This is a genomic window from Beijerinckiaceae bacterium (genome assembly GCA_004564215.1).
GTDB lineage: Bacteria > Pseudomonadota > Alphaproteobacteria > Rhizobiales > Beijerinckiaceae > Methylocapsa.
Map to the genome: position 1 here is coordinate 2989857 of CP024846.1, position 18409 is coordinate 3008265.

Genomic DNA, 18409 nt, shown 5'->3' on the forward strand with positions numbered 1-18409 from the left:
ATTGGAGACGCCGCGCATGACCTCTAAATCCATACCTGCCGTTGGGTCGCGAAGGCTGCGGTTAATCGGCGTACTCGCCGCCGCCGCCGCGATCGGACTTGGCGGATATGGCATCGCCGATCGTGCAAGGAGCAAGCAAGATGTCCAAGTCTGGACAAATGACCAAGCTATTCCGACCGTCAAGCTGGTGAAACCGCAATTGGGGCCGAGCAAAGGGGAGCTTAATCTTCCCGGCAACGTAAGCGCATTTTATGCAGGCAGCATCTACGGACGAGTCAGCGGCTACGTGAAGGACTGGTACGAGGACATCGGCGCGCATGTAAAAAAAGGTCAGGTGCTGGCAGTCATCGATTCTCCAGACCTCGATCAACAACTGGCCCAGGCCCGCGCGGATCTCGTGAGAGCAGAGGCCAATCAGCAATTGGCCGACGTGACCTATGAGCGATGGAAGACCCTTTCAAAACAAAACATTGTGTCACAACAAGCAAAAGATGAGAAATACGGAGATGCGATGGCAAAAGCCGCTGACGTGCAAGCGGCTCAGGCCAATGTGGCGCGGCTCGAAGCAATGACGTCATTCAAGAAACTGACGTCGCCCTTCGACGGGATTGTAACCGCCCGCTCACTCGATATTGGCGATCTCGTCGATGCAGGCGGTAAAGCCGGCAAGGCCTTATTTCAGGTGTCCGATGTTCACATCATGCGCATCTACGTGAGCGTCCCTCAGGCGTTCCTCGGCGATATGAAGGAGGGCCTCAAAGCGACGCTACAACTCCCAGGCATGGATAAGACGTTCGAGGCGACGCTGCTCACGACTTCCAACTCGGTATCGGAACAGTCTCGAACCGCACTCATCCAATTGCTCGCTGACAACTCCGACGGCAAGCTCTGGCCGGGCGCCTTCGCCGAGGTCCATTTCCACATTCCTTCGGATCCGAATGTTTTGCGACTGCCAGCCACCGCATTGCTCTTTGGCCCGCAGGGAATGCAAGTCGCCAAAGTCGACGCTCAGAACAAAGTTGTGCTGAACAGAGTTCAGCTCGGCCGCAATCTTGGCAATGAAGTCGAGATCATGTCGGGTGTCTCGATTTCCGACCAGATTATTGACAGCCCTCAGGAATCGTTTGCGTCCGGCGACACGGTGCGGATTGCCAGCGCCCAAGACAGTGTCTCGAAAGTGCGCCCGAGGGTGCAGGCCGCGCGCGCGGCGGTATTGAACGCGCAAGACATGTGAGCCTGACAACCGTGCTGCCATTTTGATTGGCTGTTCCAGGCCGACTCCCCGCTCCATCCCGGAGATCGCTCCTGCCAGAGCAATTCCATTTATGAAAATACTTTCATGAAATGAAATATATAAAGATGATTTTAAAGTATAAGCATGTTATTTTTCCTGTTCCGGCGCCTATACTATTAGCAGAGCTCAGCTACTAACAGTTTAATACCAGAGCTCGACAACCGCTGGAGATTATTATGAAGCTTTGTAACGTGAGGGCAATTGTCGCCCATAGGGCGCCGATCATTGGGCTTGCTGCCGCGGCGCTGGCGGCATCGATCGGCGCCGCTTCCGCACAGGAGCGTTATCCTTCCAGCGCGGATCAATATTACAACGTCTATGCGAACCCCAATCCGCGGACCGCTCCCTCGCGCTGGGATCGGGCGCGTTTCGATCGTTCCGGAACGCGGGGCCGTGAAGGTTTGGGCGCCAGTCCCATGCGCCCCGAAGGTCCTGGCAACGTATCCAACTGATCTCCGACAAACGACTCCTAGAGCCGCTGCGCACGCATAGCGTCGATGACGTTGGGGTCATCCGGCGGCATAGGGTCGCAAGGGAGGGAAAGCCATGGCGCGGACGATCGGAAAGATCGCGATCTTTACCGCCGGTTTGATGCTTTGCGCTTCCGGATTTGCATCGGCCCGTCCATGCCATGTGAGGAGACACGGCTCTTTGACGCGGAGACCGTCCGTGTTCATTGGCCGCGAGCTTGGACCGCAGGCGCCGGACGTCACCGAGCTGCGACCGGATCCAACGGCTCAATATGGCTATATCAAAAATCCGGAGATGATGGGCGGTAGCCTCGGAGCCATGCTCCAAGGCAAAAATCCTGCCGCGGGAGCACTTCCATGACCTACTCGCGCCACGCCAGCGGAGTCGACCGCTGCAAACTGGTTTTGCCTCTTATTTCGTTTGGTCTTGCGGGCGTTTTATCGATGGCACTCCCCCTCGCGGCCGATGCACGTTCCCTTCATGCCTATCTACCGCCGAGCGTCGACGAAAATCCATGGCAGGAATATTATCAACGTCCGCCTCCTCCTTGCACGTCGCTCGATGATTGCGATCGAAAAGCCTATGGCGAATCGGGAACGCGCGGCCGAATGGGTTTGGGAGCCGATCCCGCACACCCGGAAGGCCCGGGCAACGTATCGGATTGACGCTATCCGCCGCGCACGAGACCGAGAAATTCCTCGCGCGTGCGGGGATCATCGCGGATGATGCCGAGCAACCGGCTGGTGGTCAGCGTCGCGCCGAGCGTGTTCACGCCGCGCAACGTCATGCAGCTGTGCTCTGCCTCGATCACTACGCCCACCCCTTGCGGCTCAAGAATATCTTGGATCGCTTCGGCGATCTCGGCCGTCAGCTTTTCCTGAATCTGCAGCCGACGGGCGAATCCGTGCACCACCCGGGCAAGCTTTGAGATGCCCACCACCCGATTGGTCGGCAAATAACCGACATGGGCGCGACCGACCACCGGCAGCATGTGATGTTCACAAAAGCTGACCACGCGAATGTCCCTGAGCACCACGAGTTCGTCGTAACCGCCGACCTCTTCGAAAGTACGCTTGAGATAGTCGCGAGGGTCGGCGTCGTAGCCGGCGAAAAGCTCGCGGTAGGATCGCGCCACCCGTCCAGGCGTATCGATCAGACCTTCGCGGCTCGGATCATCGCCCGCCCATTCGATGAGTACCCGAACGGCCGCTTCGGCGTCGGCTTGGGTCGGTTTGCCCATCCCCATGTCTCCAGAGTTGTGCCGGCGGCGGGCCGCTGGCGAGGAAACGCAATGGATACCATGCTGGCTGGGGCTGCGTCTTATGCTGTTTTGCGGCTGCTTTTGCGATGGGCGAAGCGACGGTGAAGGCCGAGGGGGCCGGCCGAGGCTTGGCACGATTACCTAGGAACGGCGACAAGGCGCAATTCGATTGAGCTTCAGGGGCTAGGTTCTCAGCCAGACGGCCTCGCGTATCGAGATAACCATGGGCAACGCGTAGAGCGTATTGGCGATTTCGTGCTGTTCGTTGGTCACGTCATCGTCCAGCAGCTTCGCGCCATAGGTCAAACGTCCAAGTGCGACTTCCGGTGCTTGGGCTTCAATGCTGAATTGGCCATCGATGGCTTCATTTTGTCCGGCTATCCTCACCTTGAAGAGGCCTATCTCTTTGCTTGCGCTATCGGAGGACGGCGTCCGGACATTGATCACGGGTCCGGTCGAAAGCCGTTTCGGCCGGCTGCGGCCAGACTTCAGGCGGATTGCGCCCGTCTGCATAGGGTGCCGCCCCATTCCTGAGAGGGCACGACTATTTCTTGCCGAAAGAAAGCCCGCTGAAACGCGAATTGAAGCGCGACAAACGGCCGCCGCGGTCAAGCAACTGCTGGGAGCCGCCGGTCCAGGCCGGATGGGTCGTCGGATCAATGTCGAGGTTGAGCGTGTCGCCCTCGCTGCCATAGGTGGAGCGGGTGAAAAACTCGGTCCCGTCGGTCATGACCACCTTGATCAGATGGTATTGGGGGTGAATATCGGCCTTCATCGGAGGAATTCCTTCTCTATCGGTCCGTTCGCGCTGGCTCTGAAGCGTGGCCGCGCGTTGCGCCGCCGCCCGCCGATTGCGACTGAAATGGATTTGGCCCCCAATACCCCAGTCGCCGGCCGGTGACAAGGCGGCGGGCGCGGGGAGGAGGATTCGGGGGGGTGTTTTGTGACAATCCTTTACTCTGGCGCCCCAAACGTGTACCCCGTCCGCGCAATGGACCCGGTGCAGCCAGTTTGCGCCGGGTTATTTTTTGGCGGTCCAGGGGCCGCGGTGAGAAGCGATCAATCCCATGGCGAATGTGGTGGTGGTCGGCGCCCAATGGGGCGACGAGGGAAAAGGCAAGATCGTCGATTGGCTGTCTATCGAGGCCGATATCGTGGTGCGCTTCCAGGGCGGTCACAATGCCGGGCACACGCTCGTCATCGACAATCAGGTCTACAAGCTGGCGCTGCTCCCCTCCGGCATCGTGCGGCCTGGAAAGCTGTCGATCATCGGCAATGGCGTCGTGCTCGATCCCCATCATTTCGTCGATGAAATCGCCACGCTTGCCGCGCGGGGCGTTGAGGTCACGCCGGACAATCTGAAAATCGCCGAAAACGTCACGCTGATTCTCGCTTTGCATCGTGAGCTCGACGCCCATCGCGAATCGGCCACGGTCGAGGGGCTGAAGATCGGAACCACCAAACGCGGAATTGGCCCGGCTTACGAAGACAAGGTCGGGCGCCGCGCGATCCGGCTCATGGATCTTGCCGAACTGGATACGCTTGACCAAAAAATCGCGAGGCTCCTGGCCCACCATGAGCCCCTGCGACGCGGACTTGGCCTCGATCCCGTTTCGGCAGCCTCCATCCGCGCGGAACTTGAATGCATCGCGCCCAAAATCCTTCCGTTTATGGATGCGACCTGGGATTTGCTCGAGGCGGCAAGGCGCGATGGCAAGCGGATTCTTTTCGAAGGCGCACAGGGCGCTCTGCTTGATGTCGACCACGGCACCTATCCTTTTGTGACGTCCTCGAACACGGTTGCCGCCAATGCCGCCACTGGCTCGGGTCTCGGTCCGAAGGCGATCGGATATGTGCTCGGCATCGCCAAGGCCTATACGACGCGCGTCGGAGGCGGTCCGTTTCCGACCGAATTGCACGACAACATCGGCGAGCGGATCGGCGACCGGGGTCATGAATTCGGAACCAATACGGGTCGGCGCCGGCGCTGCGGATGGTTCGATGCGGTTCTCGTCCGCCAGGCCATCAAAACCTCCGGAATTGACGGCATCGCACTCACGAAACTCGATATTCTGGATGGATTTGACGAGGTCAAGGTTTGCGTCGGCTATCATCTCGACGGCGGGCGGATCGACCGATTGCCGGCAAGCCAGGCCGCGCAGGCCCGCGTTGCGCCGATCTATGAGACGATCGAAGGATGGAAAGCCACAACGGCCGGTGCTCGCTCCTGGGCAGCGCTTCCCGCGCAGGCCATCAAATATGTCCGTCGTATCGAGGAATTGATCGAGGCGCCGGTGGCCCTTCTGTCGACAAGCCCCGAGCGAGCTGACACGATCCTCGTCCATAATCCCTTCCGCGATTGATCGTTAAAGTGTTGCGGCGGGATTGACGGAAGCCTTCTCAAATGCTCTGAACGCGACATGGCTGACTATTACCCGCTGCTTGCCAAGGCCGTCGCGGGCCTGCCGAATTCGACTGCCGAAGCGCGCTACGCTGTTTACGACCGCGCACGCAAGGCGCTTTTCGGCCAGTTGCGCAACCTTGATCCGCCGGTACCGGAGGAGGCCGTGGAGCGTGAAGCTCAGGCCTTGGACCTCGCCGTTGCGCGGCTGGAAGCGGAAATCGCGACAAAGTCCGAGCCTCAAAGCGGAGAGCCTCCGGCTGCAGCCGCTGCGAGCGCGCCGGCGGAGAGCCCTGTCGAGACCCGCCGCTCCAACGGACCAGGCCCACTGCAATGGCCCGAGCCCGATCCGCCGAAACCGGCTGACTCCGCGTCTTCTTCTTCTACCCAGCCGGATGCGGCTCCGCCGACGCGGACGCCGCGTCCTTCGCCGCCGCTTCGCAAAGAACCATGGCCGCGCGGCACGAATTTTGGCGCCCTTCCTGGCGCATCGCCGTCAAGCCCGCCCTTGTCTCCCCTGCGGCCGCCGTCGCGGAACCGAGGCCCGAAGGACGAGGGTGCAGCAAAACCGGCCTCTACACAGGGAGAGGCGAGCGGCGGCGTGCTTCCAGGCCAAGGGGCTGTTGGCCAAGGCGCCCTCAACCAGGGCGGTTTCTTTCCGCCTTCCGCGGCTGCCCCGGCAAACGAACGCCCCGTAAGCGAAAGTCCCACGAACGAAGCGCCGCCGGTATTCGAAAGCCCCACCTCCGAAGCGCAAGGTTTTGAACCGGCCGGTCCCGAAATGCCCGATGAAGGTCAGGAGTCTTCCGACTCCTTGGTCAGAACGCGGCCGGAAGCGCAACGTCCTTTTGCGCCGCCGCCCGCGCGAGATGTGAGTGCGGCGAAGCGGCTCTGGATCGTCGGCGGAATCGTTGGCCTTGTTGTCGTGTCCGTGGCGATCGCGGCCTTTAAGCTGCGCGACCGGCCGGAGGATCTGACCCATCCGCTGGTTTCATCCTCTTCGATACCCGGCGCGCCGGGGTCAAACGGCAAAATCGTCGACCGCGTTGGTGGCGGCAAGACGACTGCGGACTCACATGTCTCGGGTGGCGCGGCTTCTTCGATGGCCAATCGCACCGATACCGCCAAAAACACCTCCGAGGCTGTCAATCCCGCAATTCCGGTTGCCGGCCGCGCCGCGCTTCTCGTGGAAGCGCCCGATGAGCAAAGCAAGGTCAAAACCTTCCTCGGCACGGTTGTTTGGAAAGTCGACAACGTCAGCAATGGACCCGGCGAGCCGCTCGGAATGGCAGTTCGTGCCGACATCGAGATCCCGGAAGAAAAGATGCAGGCCGAAATGACGTTTCAAAAAAATCTCGACAGCACTTTGCCGGCTTCGCATACGATCAAACTTCGGTTTGCCATCGCCCCCGGCAGTGCATTGGGCAGCGTCAAGCAGATTAACGTCATGCAGCTCCGACGCGAGAATACCCCGACCGGAGAATCGCTGAAGGGCATCCCTGTGCCTATCATGGAGAACGCCTTTCTCGTTGGTCTTGCTCGTGGCGACGCCGAGGCTTCCAATCTCGACCTCATCCGAACCCGCGAATGGCTCGACGTTCCGATGCTTCTTGCCAATGGCCGGATCGCCAAATTGACTTTCGAGAAAGGGCCAGGTGGACAACGCGCTCTCGATGACGCATTGGCATCCTGGCAGACGCCATAGCGGTGCCGAGGCGATCGATCCGGCGGAGCAGCGAAGCCAGCGTCGTTGACTGCCTTGCTTTGGTCAAAAAGGGGGCTTCCGCCGACATTCCTTGCTGCTTCCAAAACACGAATAGAGGCTTATGTGTTGGGCATAAGGTCTTGTTCCTGTCGTCATACCGCCGCATAAGCCTTCCAGGATTGTAAGAATTAAAATAAACAGCCCCGAAGGGCAGCTGGATTAACCTTCGGGCGCGGGACCAACGCAGGGATGGAACTTTGGACCAAGGAGATGGGCGTTATGGTGCGGAGCAGGTGCATATGGAGCAAGCGCCCGGCAGCGGGCTGAGCGGCTTTGCCCGTAAGGCGAAACTGGTCACGCGCACGCCGGCGCAGAGCGATGCACATGTTCATGTAGGCCTCGACCATAAAAAGCATGCGCGCCGACGTTCGATAGGGGGAATTCTCGCGGCTCTTTTCAGCGTCGTGATCGCGGCTTTTTCCATCTATATCCTGGGGCGCACGGTTTCCGCTGTCAATCTAAGCGATTTGCGTCAGGCGATCGCCGCCACCAGCGCGCAGCAGATCGCGGAAGCTTTGTTTTTCACCGTGCTCTCCTTTCTGGCTCTGACCGGCTATGACGGGCTTGCCCTTCGACAACTGCGCGCCCGCGTTCCTTACAAAACGACGGCGCTGGCTTCATTCACCAGCTATGCGATCTCCTTCACGCTCGGATTCCCCTTAATCACCGGCGGCACCGTTCGCTATTGGATCTATTCCCAGGCGGGTTTGGCAGCGAGCAAGGTCGCGAGCTTGACGATCATCGCCGGGGTGACCTTCTGGTTCGGAATGATCTTCGTGATCGGTGCCGGGCTGGCTTTTCACGCGACCGCCATCAGCGAGATCAACCACATCTTTCCATTCCTCAATATGCTGATGGGCTATTGTGTGCTCGGCATGATCGTCGCCTATCTGGTGTGGGTGACGATCCGCAAGCGTCATGTCCGTATTCGAGGCTTTCGGTTGGAATTGCCGGGCCTTGGTTTGTCGCTGGGCCAGATCACGCTTGGCGTCATCGATCAATGCGCGGCCGCGGCTGTCCTTTATGTCTTGCTGCCGACTCACACGGAGCTCGACTTCTTCTCGTTTGCGGCAACCTATGTCTTTGCCTGCATTCTTGGAGTGGCGAGCAATGCGCCGGGTGGCATCGGCGTTTTCGAGGCCGCGATGCTGAAAGCCATGCCGGTCAATTCGGAAGGAGCGCTGCTCGCGTCACTGTTGCTCTTCCGGGTCATTTATTATCTTGTGCCTTTTCTTTTCGCTCTCGCGTTCCTTGGCGCCCATGAAGGCTTCCGCCGTTGGAACAGTTTGCGCGAGGTCATGCGCCGGACCGAGGAAGAAAACGCTTTGTCAGACGAGCCTAATAATCTTCCACGGCGCCGGCCTTTGGATCGGTATTTGGAAAAATGGCGGCTCAGACGGTGATTTGCTGTCCAGTTCGGCTGATGTACTGACGCGCCGCGGCTCCCGAGGTAATCTTGAGCATGAGCGGCTTTTCAGAACGAACCCTTTCATTTGATCGAAATCATATCGTTCAAAACTGAAATGTTTGAGATGCTCCCGCGCCCGCAAGGCCGGATCCTTCCGATCTCGCGATCCTGGTCAAGAAGGCTCATTGCGCCTGCTTTTATGAGGGGCTTCATGGAACAAGACCGACAAGGTCGGGACTGCTTGATCATGGGCAAGCTCATCGATGCTTTGCCCGAAGCGGTCATTGTCATCGGCACGGCGGATCGGGTGATTGCAGTCAACACGGCGGCGCGAAGCCTGTTTCCCGCGTTAAGGGCAAACGATCTTCTGGCGAGGACTCTAAGGGCTCCAGATGTTCTCGACGCGCTTAAACGGGCGCGCGTTTCCGGGGAAGCGCAACGGGTCACCTGGCTTGAGCGGGTTCCACTCGAACGGTTTTTTGAACTCAATGTGACGCCGATGGAATGGCCGGATTGCGAACCGGCGATGATCATGACATTGCGCGATTTGAGCGAGGCCCGTCGCGTTGAGCGCATGCGGGTGGATTTTGTCGCCAACGCCAGCCATGAATTGCGCACGCCGCTTGCCTCTTTGCTCGGCTTCGTTGAAACGCTCCAAGGATCGGCGCGCGACGATAAGGAAGCGCGCGACAAGTTTCTTTCGATCATGCGCGAACAGGCCCAAAGAATGGCCCGGCTTGTCGACGATCTTCTGTCTTTGTCGCGGATCGAGCAGAATTTGCATCTGCGGCCACAGACCTCGGTCGATCTCGTCGCAATTCTCCGGCATATCGCCGATACGCTGACGCCGATGGCGGATGATAACGGAGTTACCCTCAAACTCGACGTTCCCGCCAAGGCGATCGTCACGGGCGACCGCGACGAGCTTCTGCGGGTGGCCGAAAACCTGGTCGAAAACGCGATCAAATACGGCGCTTCGGATCCTCAATGCGTCAACAGGCAGGTCGAAATCAGGCTTGTTTTGGAACAGCGCCAATGTGTTCTGAGCGTGCGCGACCATGGCCCCGGAATCCCCCACGAACATCTGCCGCGCCTCACCGAACGCTTCTACCGGGTCGATGCGGGCCAAAGCCGGGCCAAGGGCGGCACCGGCCTCGGTCTAGCGATCGTCAAACACATCGTTGCCCGTCATTGTGGCCGCCTCGGGATCGAATCGAATCCCGGCCAAGGGGCGACCTTCAGTGTTTTCCTGCCTTTGCACTGATGCACTGACAAGGCAAAGCTGAATTCCAGGGCTGTCATCAAGGTGTCAAACAATTTTCATATTGGCCTCATGTGGAAACTCTAGTTTGCACGCCGAGGCAGGGAGCACCCGATCCTGGGCTTCGCCCCGTTGCTTTGGACCCAGCCCCCAATGCGGTTTCGAGCCTTCTTCCGTTCGGCCTCATTAGCCTTTTAGCCCGTTTTTCTGTCAGCCAATGTGAGGCATGAAATGACTCTGTTTCTGCGAACGTCCCTCGCTGCCGTCGCCATAAGCGTTGTGACCGGCCTATCGGCCGTCGCCATGGATATTTCTGGGGCCGGTGCGACCTTTCCATTTCCGATCTATGCGAAATGGGCGGATACGTACAAAAAGGAAACCGGTAACGGATTGAACTACCAATCGATCGGTTCCGGTGGAGGCATCAAGCAGATCAAGGCCAAGACTGTGACGTTCGGTGCATCCGACATGCCTCTGAAACCCGAGGAGCTGATGGAGGCGGGACTGGTCCAGTTTCCGACCGTGACCGGCGGCGACGTTCCGGTGGTCAATCTCGAAGGGATCAAGCCGGGCGAATTGGTGCTCGACGGTCCGACCATCGCCAAAATTTTTCTCGGCGAAATCAAGACGTGGGATGATCCCGCCATCAAGAAACTGAACCCGAAAGCCAAATTGCCGTCGCAGGCGATCGTGGTGGTTCATCGTTCCGACGGTTCCGGCACGACATTCATCTGGACCGATTATCTTTCTAAAGTGAGCCCCGATTGGAAGTCCAAGGTCGGAGCCAGCACCGCCGTCGAATGGCCGGCTGGCATCGGCGCCAAGGGCAATGAAGGCGTTGCCAATAACGTCATTCAGACCAAGGGCGCGATCGGCTATGTCGAATATGCCTATGCCAAACAGAATAAGATGACCTACACCGATCTGATCAATAAGGACGGCAAGTCGGTTGCCCCGGACGCCGAGAGCTTCAAGGCCGCCGCGGCCAACGCCGACTGGGCCAATGCGCCGGGTTTCTACCAGATCCTGACCGACCAGCCGGGTGCGAAGTCGTGGCCGATCGCGGGCGCCACTTTCATCCTGATGCATAAGGTCCCGGAAGATGCAGCTGCCGCTTCCGAGGCCCTGAAGTTTTTTGCCTGGGCCTATGACAAGGGTGACAAGGCCGCCGAAGAACTCGACTATGTTCCGCTGCCGGACTCGGTTGTCGCTTTGATCAAGAAGACCTGGGCTGCCGAAATCAAGAGCGCCGACGGAAAACCGCTTCTGAATTGAAAATCACGAGGAGGAAGGGTTTAATGCCCTTCCTTCTCCTCGTTCTCGCCGAGCATCAGAAGGTTCCGGGCCTTGCAGGCCGCTGGCATTGATGTTTGTAATAAACAATAAGGAAGAATGCGGTGGCCAACCAAATGGCAATAGACAACGCCGCGCGGGACTCCGCTGAAACGCGCCTTGCAAAGGCTTTGTTCGGCTTCAAGCTTCGCGACAATGCGTTCCATCTCCTGACTTTAGCTGCGGCTTGGACGGTCTTGCTCCTCCTTGGTGGGGTGATCGTTTCGCTTGTTGCGGGCTCGATGCCGGCGATTAAGGCATTCGGCTTCAACTTTCTTACGAGCGAAGCGTGGAATCCCGTCACCGAAAAATTCGGGGCGATGGCTCCGATCTACGGTACGGTCGTCACCTCGCTCATCGCGATGATCATCGCGGTACCGATCGGACTGGGCATCGCGGTATTTCTGACGGAGCTTTGCCCTTACGTGCTGCGTCGGCCAATCGGAATCGCCATCGAGCTGCTCGCCGGAATTCCCTCGATCATCTACGGGATTTGGGGCCTTTTTGTTCTTGCGCCCTTCGTGCAGGAACATATCCAGCCTGGGCTCATCGCTTTTTTCGCCGACGTGCCGGTTCTCTCCATGCTGTTTGCCGGGCCGCCCTATGGCATCGGAATGCTGACCGCGGGCGTGATCCTCGCGATCATGGTGCTCCCGATCATGAGTTCGATCTCTCGCGATGTCTTCGAAACCGTGCCCGCGGTGTTGAAGGAATCGGCGTTTGGGATTGGATGCACGACCTGGGAAGTGGTCCGCTTCATCGTGATCCCCTACACCAAGGTCGGGATCATCGGCGGTGTCATGCTGGGTCTTGGTCGTGCGTTGGGCGAGACCATGGCGGTGACCTTCGTCATCGGCAATGCGCATAAAATCACCGCCTCGTTGCTGGCCCCCGGAACCACCATATCGGCAACGATCGCCAATGAATTCACCGAAGCGGTCGGCGACCTTTATACCTCCGCGCTGATTGAACTTGGATTGATCCTGTTCGTCATCACCTTTTTTATTCTCGCGATCTCGCGATATATGCTGATGCGGATGCACCAGCAGGAGGGGCGCTAGATCATGGGGATCTACGACACGCGCCGCCGCCGCGGTAAGTTCAACATTGGTCTTTGCTACGTTTCCGTGGTGATTGGCCTCAGTTGGCTGGCGATCATCCTGGGCACGCTTTTCTATGAAGGTTTTCGTGGCCTGTCGCCGGCCGTATTTACGCAAATGACTCCCCCGCCAGGGTCCGCCGATGGCGGCCTGCTGAATGCGATTATCGGCAGCCTGATCATGACCGGCCTCGGCGTCGCCATCGGAACCCCGCTCGGGATGCTGGCGGGCACCTATATGGCCGAATACGGCCGCCATACGAAGCTTACCCTCGTCGTGCGGTTCATCAATGACATCTTGCTCAGCGCGCCTTCGATCGTGGTCGGTCTATTCATCTATGAAGTGATGGTCGTCAGAATGGGCCATTTCTCCGCGCTGGCCGGCGGCGTGTCACTGGCTGTCATCGTCATTCCGGTGGTCGTGCGCACGACCGAAGATATGCTGCTTCTGGTGCCCGATCCTTTGCGGGAAGCCGCGAGCGCACTCGGTTTGCCGCGGTCTATTGTCATCGGCAAGGTTGCCTATCGGGCCGCCCGGGCGGGTCTCATCACCGGTATTCTGTTGGCCATCGCCCGCATCAGCGGCGAAACGGCGCCGTTACTCTTTACCGCGCTGAACAATCAGTTCTTCAGCACGAATTTGAACGCGCCTATGTCGAGCCTGCCGGCGGTGATCTTCCAATTCGCGCTTAGCCCTTACAAGGAATGGCAACAGCTCGCATGGACCGGGGCCCTCATCATAACCTTGTCCGTGCTTGCGCTTTCCATCGGCGCGCGCGTTCTCCAAACTCAGAGGCACGCGAAATGAACAGCCTGAACGATATCCCAAGTCCGGCGCGTGAACCGGAGCCCACCGAAGCCAAAGTGGTGGCTTCCGAGGATGCCAAACCAGCGCCAGAGGAAGCCAAGCCCGCGGCTTCCCCCCAAGCCAAACCCGTGGCCGCCAAGAATCTGCATCTCGCGACCAAGGTCTCGGTCCGAAATCTCAATTTTCTGTACGGCAACTCGCTCGCGCTGAAGAACATCAATCTTCCGATCTACACGAATAAGGTGACGTCCTTCATTGGACCTTCGGGCTGCGGTAAATCGACCCTTTTGCGGGTGTTGAACCGGATGTACGATCTCTATCCCAAGCAAAGAGCGGAGGGAGAGGTCCTTCTTGATGGCGTCAATATCCTGCGCCCGGACCAGGATCTCAATCTCTTACGCGCCCGGATCGGTATGGTGTTTCAAAAGCCGACCCCTTTTCCGATGTCGATCTATGACAATATTGCCTTTGGCATCAGGCTCTACGAGAAGCTTTCCAAATCCGAGCTGAACGACCGCGTCGAGGCGGCGTTGAAGCGCGCGGCCCTTTGGGACGAGGTCAAGGATAAACTGCACAATTCAGGTTTGTCGCTTTCCGGCGGCCAGCAGCAGCGCCTTTGTATTGCTCGCACCGTGGCCGTTCAGCCCGAGGTCATTTTGCTGGATGAACCCTGTTCGGCGCTTGATCCGATTTCCACAGCGAAGGTCGAGGAAACGATTGACGAATTGAAGAGTAATTATACGATCGCAATCGTTACCCACAATATGCAACAGGCCGCGCGCGTCTCGGAATATACCGCCTTCATGTATCTCGGCGAGATCATCGAGTTCGGTTTCACCGCGCAGGTCTTTACCTCACCTGAAAAGAAGCAGACACAGAATTACATTACCGGCCGCTTCGGTTGATTGCAGTCGAGCAAGGAACAGGTTCATGTCCGATCACATCGTCAAAGCTTACGACAAAGAGCTTGAAATCCTCGGCCGGAAGATCGCGGAAATGGGCGGTATCGCCGAGAAAATGCTGTCCGACGCCATGGACGCCTTGATCGATTTCGATATCAGGCTCGCCCAGCAGACCGTCGACTGCGATCCGCGCCTCGACCTGTTGCAGCGCGACATCGAGGAGCAGGCGATCCTGACGATCGCCCGCCGCCAGCCGATGGCGGTCGATCTCCGCGAGATTATTGCCACCATCCGGATTGCCGGCGATCTTGAGCGGATCGGCGATCTCGCTAAGAACATTGCCAAGCGCGCGATCAAGATTGCCACGGAAATGCATATTCCGCGGGCGACCATCGGGCTCCGGTCGATGCACGAGTCCGCTGCGCTTCTTCTGAAGGACGTGCTCGATGCCTATGCCCAACGCGATGCCGAACGGGCGCGCGGGGTCTGGGTGCATGACGCCGATCTCGACTCTTTGGAAGATTCGGTTTTCCGCGATCTCCTGACCTTCATGATGGAAGACCCGCGCAATATCTCGTTCTGCACGCATCTCTTGTTCTGCTCGAAGAACATCGAGCGGATCGGCGACCATTCAACAAACATCGCCGAGACCGTGGTTTATCTCGTGACTGGTGAAAGTTTACCGATGGACCGGCCCAAAGGCCGGACCACATTATCAGAGGCACCCGCGCCGGTGGCATGATGCGATGAAAGAATTGCAGGATACGAATGAAAGCCGTTTCAGTTCGACGCGCGTTATGTCTACCTCGCCAACAGCGGCGCGCATCCTCGTGGTTGAGGACGAGGCGGCTTTAAGCCTGCTTCTTTCTTATAATCTGGAGGCTGAGGGCTTCACCGTGGATCGGGTCGAACGTGGCGACGAAGCCGAGATCAGGCTCAGCGAAACCACGCCGGATCTCGTCATTCTCGATTGGATGCTGCCTGGTGTCTCGGGGCTTGAGATCTGCCGCCGGATGCGGGCGCGCGCGACAACCCGCAGCCTGCCGGTGATCATGCTCACCGCGCGGGGGGAAGAGAGCGAACGGGTCCGCGGGCTCGCGATCGGCGCGGATGATTATGTGGTCAAACCGTTCTCCGTTCCGGAGCTGATGGCGCGCGTCCATGCCTTATTGCGGCGGACCCGGCCCGATCGGGCCAATGGGGTCCTTTCAGCCGGCGACCTCAATCTCGACAGGCAAAACTGGCGCGTTCGCCGCGCGGGGCGGGACGTTCATATGGGTCCGACCGAATTTCGCTTGCTGGAACATCTGATGGTCAAGCCGGGCCGGGTGTTTTCGCGAGCCCAGCTGCTCGACAGCGTTTGGGGCCTGTCCGCCGAGATAGACGAGCGAACGGTTGACGTTCACATCGGTCGGCTACGCAAAGCCTTGTCGAAGGGCGCCGAGAAAGATCCGATTCGCACCGTGCGCGGTGCCGGTTATGCGTTCGACGAGACTTTCGGCAAAGTCAGCTGAACTTTATAGCGGGCCGCCCGGGCTTCCCAGCGGCCCGGGATCAGGTGGTGGCCTTGTGCGGGCGCCGCTCGCGCCGGCGGTCATGCTGCGTTTGATAGGCGATGCCGGAATGGCAGGCGCAATAAGGTCCTTCGCCCGGCAGTTTTTTTGCACCGCAAAAACGAAAGTCAGCCTGTGTCGGATCCCCGATCGGCCAGCGGCACATGGCTTCGCGCAACTCCAAGATCGTGACCGGTTCCGACATGGGCACCACAACATCCTTCCTCGCGATCTGTGGCGAGGGGGCTTCCATTACGGTTGGGTGCAGCGCCAGGGCAGTGTTGCCTACGACCGAAGAACCGGTTGAACGTCGAGCGTGGGTTCGCCGCGGTGCTTTGGGATGCGGTGACGCAGCATGCACATGACCGGGGCCGGCCGCCGCCACGCGGCCCGATAGGCCCAAACGGTAGACCTTCCCGATCACCGCATTGCGGGTGACTCCATTGGACAGCTCGCCAGCAATCCGGCTGGCACTCCATCCGTCGAGCCAGAGTTTTTTCAACAACTCAATTCGTTCATCGGTCCAGGACATCGAGACCTCCTAGAAACTTGCCAATTGAACTGACGGTCATCTGGAGTTTTGCTCATCTTGTAGACAGCGAAAGTCACTCTTGGAATTCGTTAAGCGAGCCAAATAAGTCCATCTTGAATCCGCAGCATTGGTTCAAAACGCAAATGCACACCCATCCGACGCCGTTCCATGAGCTCTACTCTTTTTGCCCGAGCCAGTGTTCGACGTCTCAATAGTTAACGTAGGGCAAGCTACACTGCCGGTTGAAACGCATGCAAGCTTCACGTCGTGCCGCAGCATGTTTTCAACAAGAGCTTGCAAGACGCGCCGACATTCATCCAGCTTTCAAGCGTGTTGCGAAACGAAACGGGTCTCCTTCGTTTCGCAATACATGCCGAAGATTTATGTGGATGTTGGCGTATCGGACTTGGCCATCGCGTAAACTTTTGCTCTGTAGTGGTACGAGGCGGCGCGCGAGCCTAATTTAGGTATGGACTGTTCTTGCAAGGGCGTTCGCTTGCGTCGCATCGCGTTAAACAAGATGCGTGTGGTCCGGCAGGTTCGAAAGCTCTTATGCGTTTAGAGGTGGCAGCGCACATGCTCCGTGGAGCATGACCATGCTCGCCTCGATTATTCCAAGCTGGGCTTGCGTCTGGCTGGCGACGAGGTGGAAGCCTCGTTCATGAAGGTCGACAATGTTCGGCCGAATGCGGGTCGGCGCTTTAAAGCGAGGTCGGCCAGACAAGAAATTGCCACGCCCATTGGTTCGCCGATCGGCCGGTCGGGCAGGGGGAGGCCGGCAAACGGCTAACATGTGCGACGGAGAGTGCTGCGCTTGAGGTTGCCGTTTCGCCCAATCAATGGGAACGGGGGGCAAGCGATTGGCGGATGAGTGAAGCCGCTTGACGTGCTTGTGCCTCAGCCTGCCGGACCCGTTGCGAAAGCCGATGCGTTCCTTTACAAAGGCGCCAAATTAGAGTGCGCATAATGGCTAATGACGATCACGAGCTTTCCAAGACGCCTGCGGAGCCAGGTTTCGTGCGCCCGCATCCGCATGAAGAAAGCCAGTCTCCATCGCAAACCGAGTCGGAAGCATTCGCGGCCAAATCGTTTGAAGAAGCCTCGGAGCCGGCGGATCCCGAGTCGGTCTCCGCCCAGCCCCACTTGTCGGGCGATTCTGACCTTGCCCCCGAAACGCCGGAGTCCGAAAGTCCGGAAGCCGCTGTGCCGGCGGCTCTTGCTCCCGAGCTCGATTCGAAAACTGGCCATGACCGGGCCGGTGATCCTGTGAAACAGCGCGCACTCTTTCCGGCGCTCGCCGCCACCGCCATTGTCGGCGCCCTTCTGGGCACCGCCGGATCCTACGGACTTCGATATTTGCCAGGCGCGCCGACCAGCGGCGCGGTTGCCGACGATCGCATCGCGGCATTGAGCGCAAGACTCGATTCGCTCCAGAGCAAGGTGGATGCATCCGCTTCTCGCTCGGCCGTGGCCGCGATAGAAAGCCGTGCCGCGGCGGCGGAAAGCATGGCCAACAAAGCGACGGAGTCGGTCAATTCGGCTTTGGCCGACATTCAAAAAGCCTTAGCGGCGCGGCCGGCTTCCCAAGAGTCCGGGGCTGAGTCGACCCCCGCCCAAGCCTTCGATCCCGGACCGCTGGAGGCACGACTCGACGGCATTGAGCAAAAGCTCGCGCCGCTCGAAGCGGCACTTGCCGCGCCCAAAGGCGATGTTCGCGTGCAACAGGATCGCGAAACGCCCGTGGTCGAGCACGGTTCGCAGGCCAATTCGGTTGCGATTGTCGCCCAAAGCCTGCTGCGGAAGCTGGATCGCGGTGGCCCATACGCTGCGGACTTGGTGGCGCTGGAAAAACTTGGCGTTCCTCCGGCCTCCCTAGAACCTCTGCGAGGGGCCGCCGCGACCGGTGTTGCGAGCGACCGGCAGCTCGCCACGCAACTTGCGGCGCTCGCTCCGCAGCTTATCGCGGTCTCCTCTGCCAAAGAAGCCATCGAAGATGAAGGGTTTCTCGACCGCTTGACCCGCAATGCCAAAGGATTGGTGCATGTTCGCCGCGTCGGCGAGATGGAGGGCAACGATCCCCGCAGTCTTGTCACCCGGATCGAAAACGCTCTTGCGGATCATGATATCGAAACCGCATATGGTTTGTGGAAGGAATTGCCCAGCGCCGCCGAGGCGAAATCGGCGAGCTGGGGTGAGGCCGCGAAGGCGCGGCTCGATGCTGTAAACGCCGCGCGATCGATCGAGGCCGACGCCGTGGCGGTTCTAGGCAAGCCAAAACCATAGTTCTGCCTGCTAGGACCCTGAAACAAAGCCCTCGACGAG

General features: G+C 59.1%; 20 protein-coding genes. 17 read left to right on the top strand and 3 right to left on the bottom strand.

The window, feature by feature from the left end; genetic code table 11:
- Positions 1–16: 16 nt before the first annotated feature.
- From CU048_14310 to CU048_14325, 4 genes are all read left to right on the top strand, one after another.
- Positions 17–1234, top strand: a complete 1218-nt coding sequence (locus CU048_14310; protein ID QBR72953.1) for an efflux RND transporter periplasmic adaptor subunit — start codon at positions 17–19, stop codon at positions 1232–1234.
- Positions 1235–1470: 236 nt separating this feature from the next.
- The gene (locus CU048_14315) at positions 1471–1746 is read left to right on the top strand and encodes a hypothetical protein (GenBank protein QBR72257.1); all 276 of its coding nucleotides are present in this window, start codon (positions 1471–1473) and stop codon (positions 1744–1746) included.
- A 94-nt stretch (positions 1747–1840) separates the two neighbouring features.
- Positions 1841–2125 carry a hypothetical protein gene (locus tag CU048_14320; protein QBR72258.1) on the top strand — a complete coding sequence of 95 codons (285 nt, stop codon included), beginning with the start codon at positions 1841–1843 and terminating at the stop codon, positions 2123–2125.
- A complete protein-coding gene (locus CU048_14325; protein ID QBR72259.1) occupies positions 2122–2430 on the top strand; it encodes a hypothetical protein in 309 nt (102 codons plus the stop codon). Before CU048_14320 ends, CU048_14325 begins: the two co-directional genes overlap by 4 nt.
- A 2-nt stretch (positions 2431–2432) precedes the next feature.
- Here the strand turns inward: CU048_14325 and folE are convergent, their stop codons facing one another.
- On the bottom strand, positions 2433–3005 hold the full coding sequence (gene folE / locus CU048_14330) for a GTP cyclohydrolase I FolE (protein QBR72260.1): 573 nt from the start codon (positions 3003–3005) through the stop codon (positions 2433–2435).
- A gap of 351 nt (positions 3006–3356) precedes the next feature.
- On the opposite strand from folE, the gene CU048_14335 reads away from it, so the two are divergent.
- Positions 3357–3560 carry a hypothetical protein gene (locus CU048_14335; protein QBR72261.1) on the top strand — a complete coding sequence of 68 codons (204 nt, stop codon included), beginning with the start codon at positions 3357–3359 and terminating at the stop codon, positions 3558–3560.
- 10 nt (positions 3561–3570) lie between these two features.
- On the opposite strand, the gene CU048_14340 is transcribed toward CU048_14335, so the two are convergent.
- Positions 3571–3801: a 50S ribosomal protein L31 gene (locus CU048_14340; protein ID QBR72954.1), complete on the bottom strand. Its 231-nt coding sequence runs from the start codon at positions 3799–3801 to the stop codon at positions 3571–3573.
- Between the two features lie 292 nt (positions 3802–4093).
- Here CU048_14340 and CU048_14345 point away from each other — a divergent pair, with 292 nt between their 5' ends.
- The 10 genes from CU048_14345 (at position 4094) to phoB (ending at position 15516) form a co-directional block, all read left to right on the top strand.
- On the top strand, positions 4094–5389 hold the full coding sequence (locus CU048_14345) for an adenylosuccinate synthase (GenBank protein QBR72262.1): 1296 nt from the start codon (positions 4094–4096) through the stop codon (positions 5387–5389).
- A gap of 57 nt (positions 5390–5446) precedes the next feature.
- A complete protein-coding gene (locus tag CU048_14350; GenBank protein QBR72263.1) occupies positions 5447–7132 on the top strand; it encodes a hypothetical protein in 1686 nt (561 codons plus the stop codon).
- A gap of 299 nt (positions 7133–7431) precedes the next feature.
- Entirely contained in the window at positions 7432–8595 is a 1164-nt protein-coding gene (locus CU048_14355; protein QBR72955.1) for a lysylphosphatidylglycerol synthetase family protein, read from the top strand.
- A 216-nt stretch (positions 8596–8811) separates the two neighbouring features.
- Entirely contained in the window at positions 8812–9864 is a 1053-nt protein-coding gene (locus CU048_14360) for a two-component sensor histidine kinase (protein QBR72956.1), read from the top strand.
- Positions 9865–10092: 228 nt separating this feature from the next.
- On the top strand, positions 10093–11136 hold the full coding sequence (locus tag CU048_14365; protein ID QBR72264.1) for a phosphate ABC transporter substrate-binding protein PstS: 1044 nt from the start codon (positions 10093–10095) through the stop codon (positions 11134–11136).
- A 134-nt stretch (positions 11137–11270) separates the two neighbouring features.
- Positions 11271–12254 (top strand): phosphate ABC transporter permease subunit PstC, encoded by a 984-nt coding sequence (pstC, locus tag CU048_14370; protein QBR72265.1) that lies wholly within the window; start codon positions 11271–11273, stop codon positions 12252–12254.
- A 3-nt stretch (positions 12255–12257) separates the two neighbouring features.
- Positions 12258–13100, top strand: coding sequence for a phosphate ABC transporter, permease protein PstA (gene pstA / locus CU048_14375; GenBank protein ID QBR72266.1), 843 nt, complete (start codon positions 12258–12260; stop codon positions 13098–13100).
- A complete protein-coding gene (locus tag CU048_14380; protein ID QBR72267.1) occupies positions 13097–14005 on the top strand; it encodes a phosphate ABC transporter ATP-binding protein in 909 nt (302 codons plus the stop codon). Before pstA ends, CU048_14380 begins: the two co-directional genes overlap by 4 nt.
- Positions 14006–14030: 25 nt before the next feature.
- Positions 14031–14744: a phosphate transport system regulatory protein PhoU gene (gene phoU / locus CU048_14385; GenBank protein QBR72268.1), complete on the top strand. Its 714-nt coding sequence runs from the start codon at positions 14031–14033 to the stop codon at positions 14742–14744.
- 55 nt (positions 14745–14799) lie between these two features.
- Positions 14800–15516, top strand: coding sequence for a phosphate regulon transcriptional regulatory protein PhoB (gene phoB / locus CU048_14390; GenBank protein ID QBR72957.1), 717 nt, complete (start codon positions 14800–14802; stop codon positions 15514–15516).
- A gap of 40 nt (positions 15517–15556) precedes the next feature.
- Here the strand turns inward: phoB and CU048_14395 are convergent, their stop codons facing one another.
- On the bottom strand, positions 15557–16087 hold the full coding sequence (locus CU048_14395) for a GcrA cell cycle regulator (protein QBR72269.1): 531 nt from the start codon (positions 16085–16087) through the stop codon (positions 15557–15559).
- A 583-nt stretch (positions 16088–16670) separates the two neighbouring features.
- Between CU048_14395 and CU048_14400 the strand changes: the two genes are divergently transcribed.
- Complete coding sequence (locus CU048_14400) at positions 16671–16877, top strand: hypothetical protein (protein QBR72270.1); 207 nt, start codon at positions 16671–16673, stop codon at positions 16875–16877.
- Between the two features lie 176 nt (positions 16878–17053).
- Entirely contained in the window at positions 17054–18370 is a 1317-nt protein-coding gene (locus tag CU048_14405) for a hypothetical protein (protein QBR72271.1), read from the top strand.
- Positions 18371–18409 lie beyond the last annotated feature (39 nt).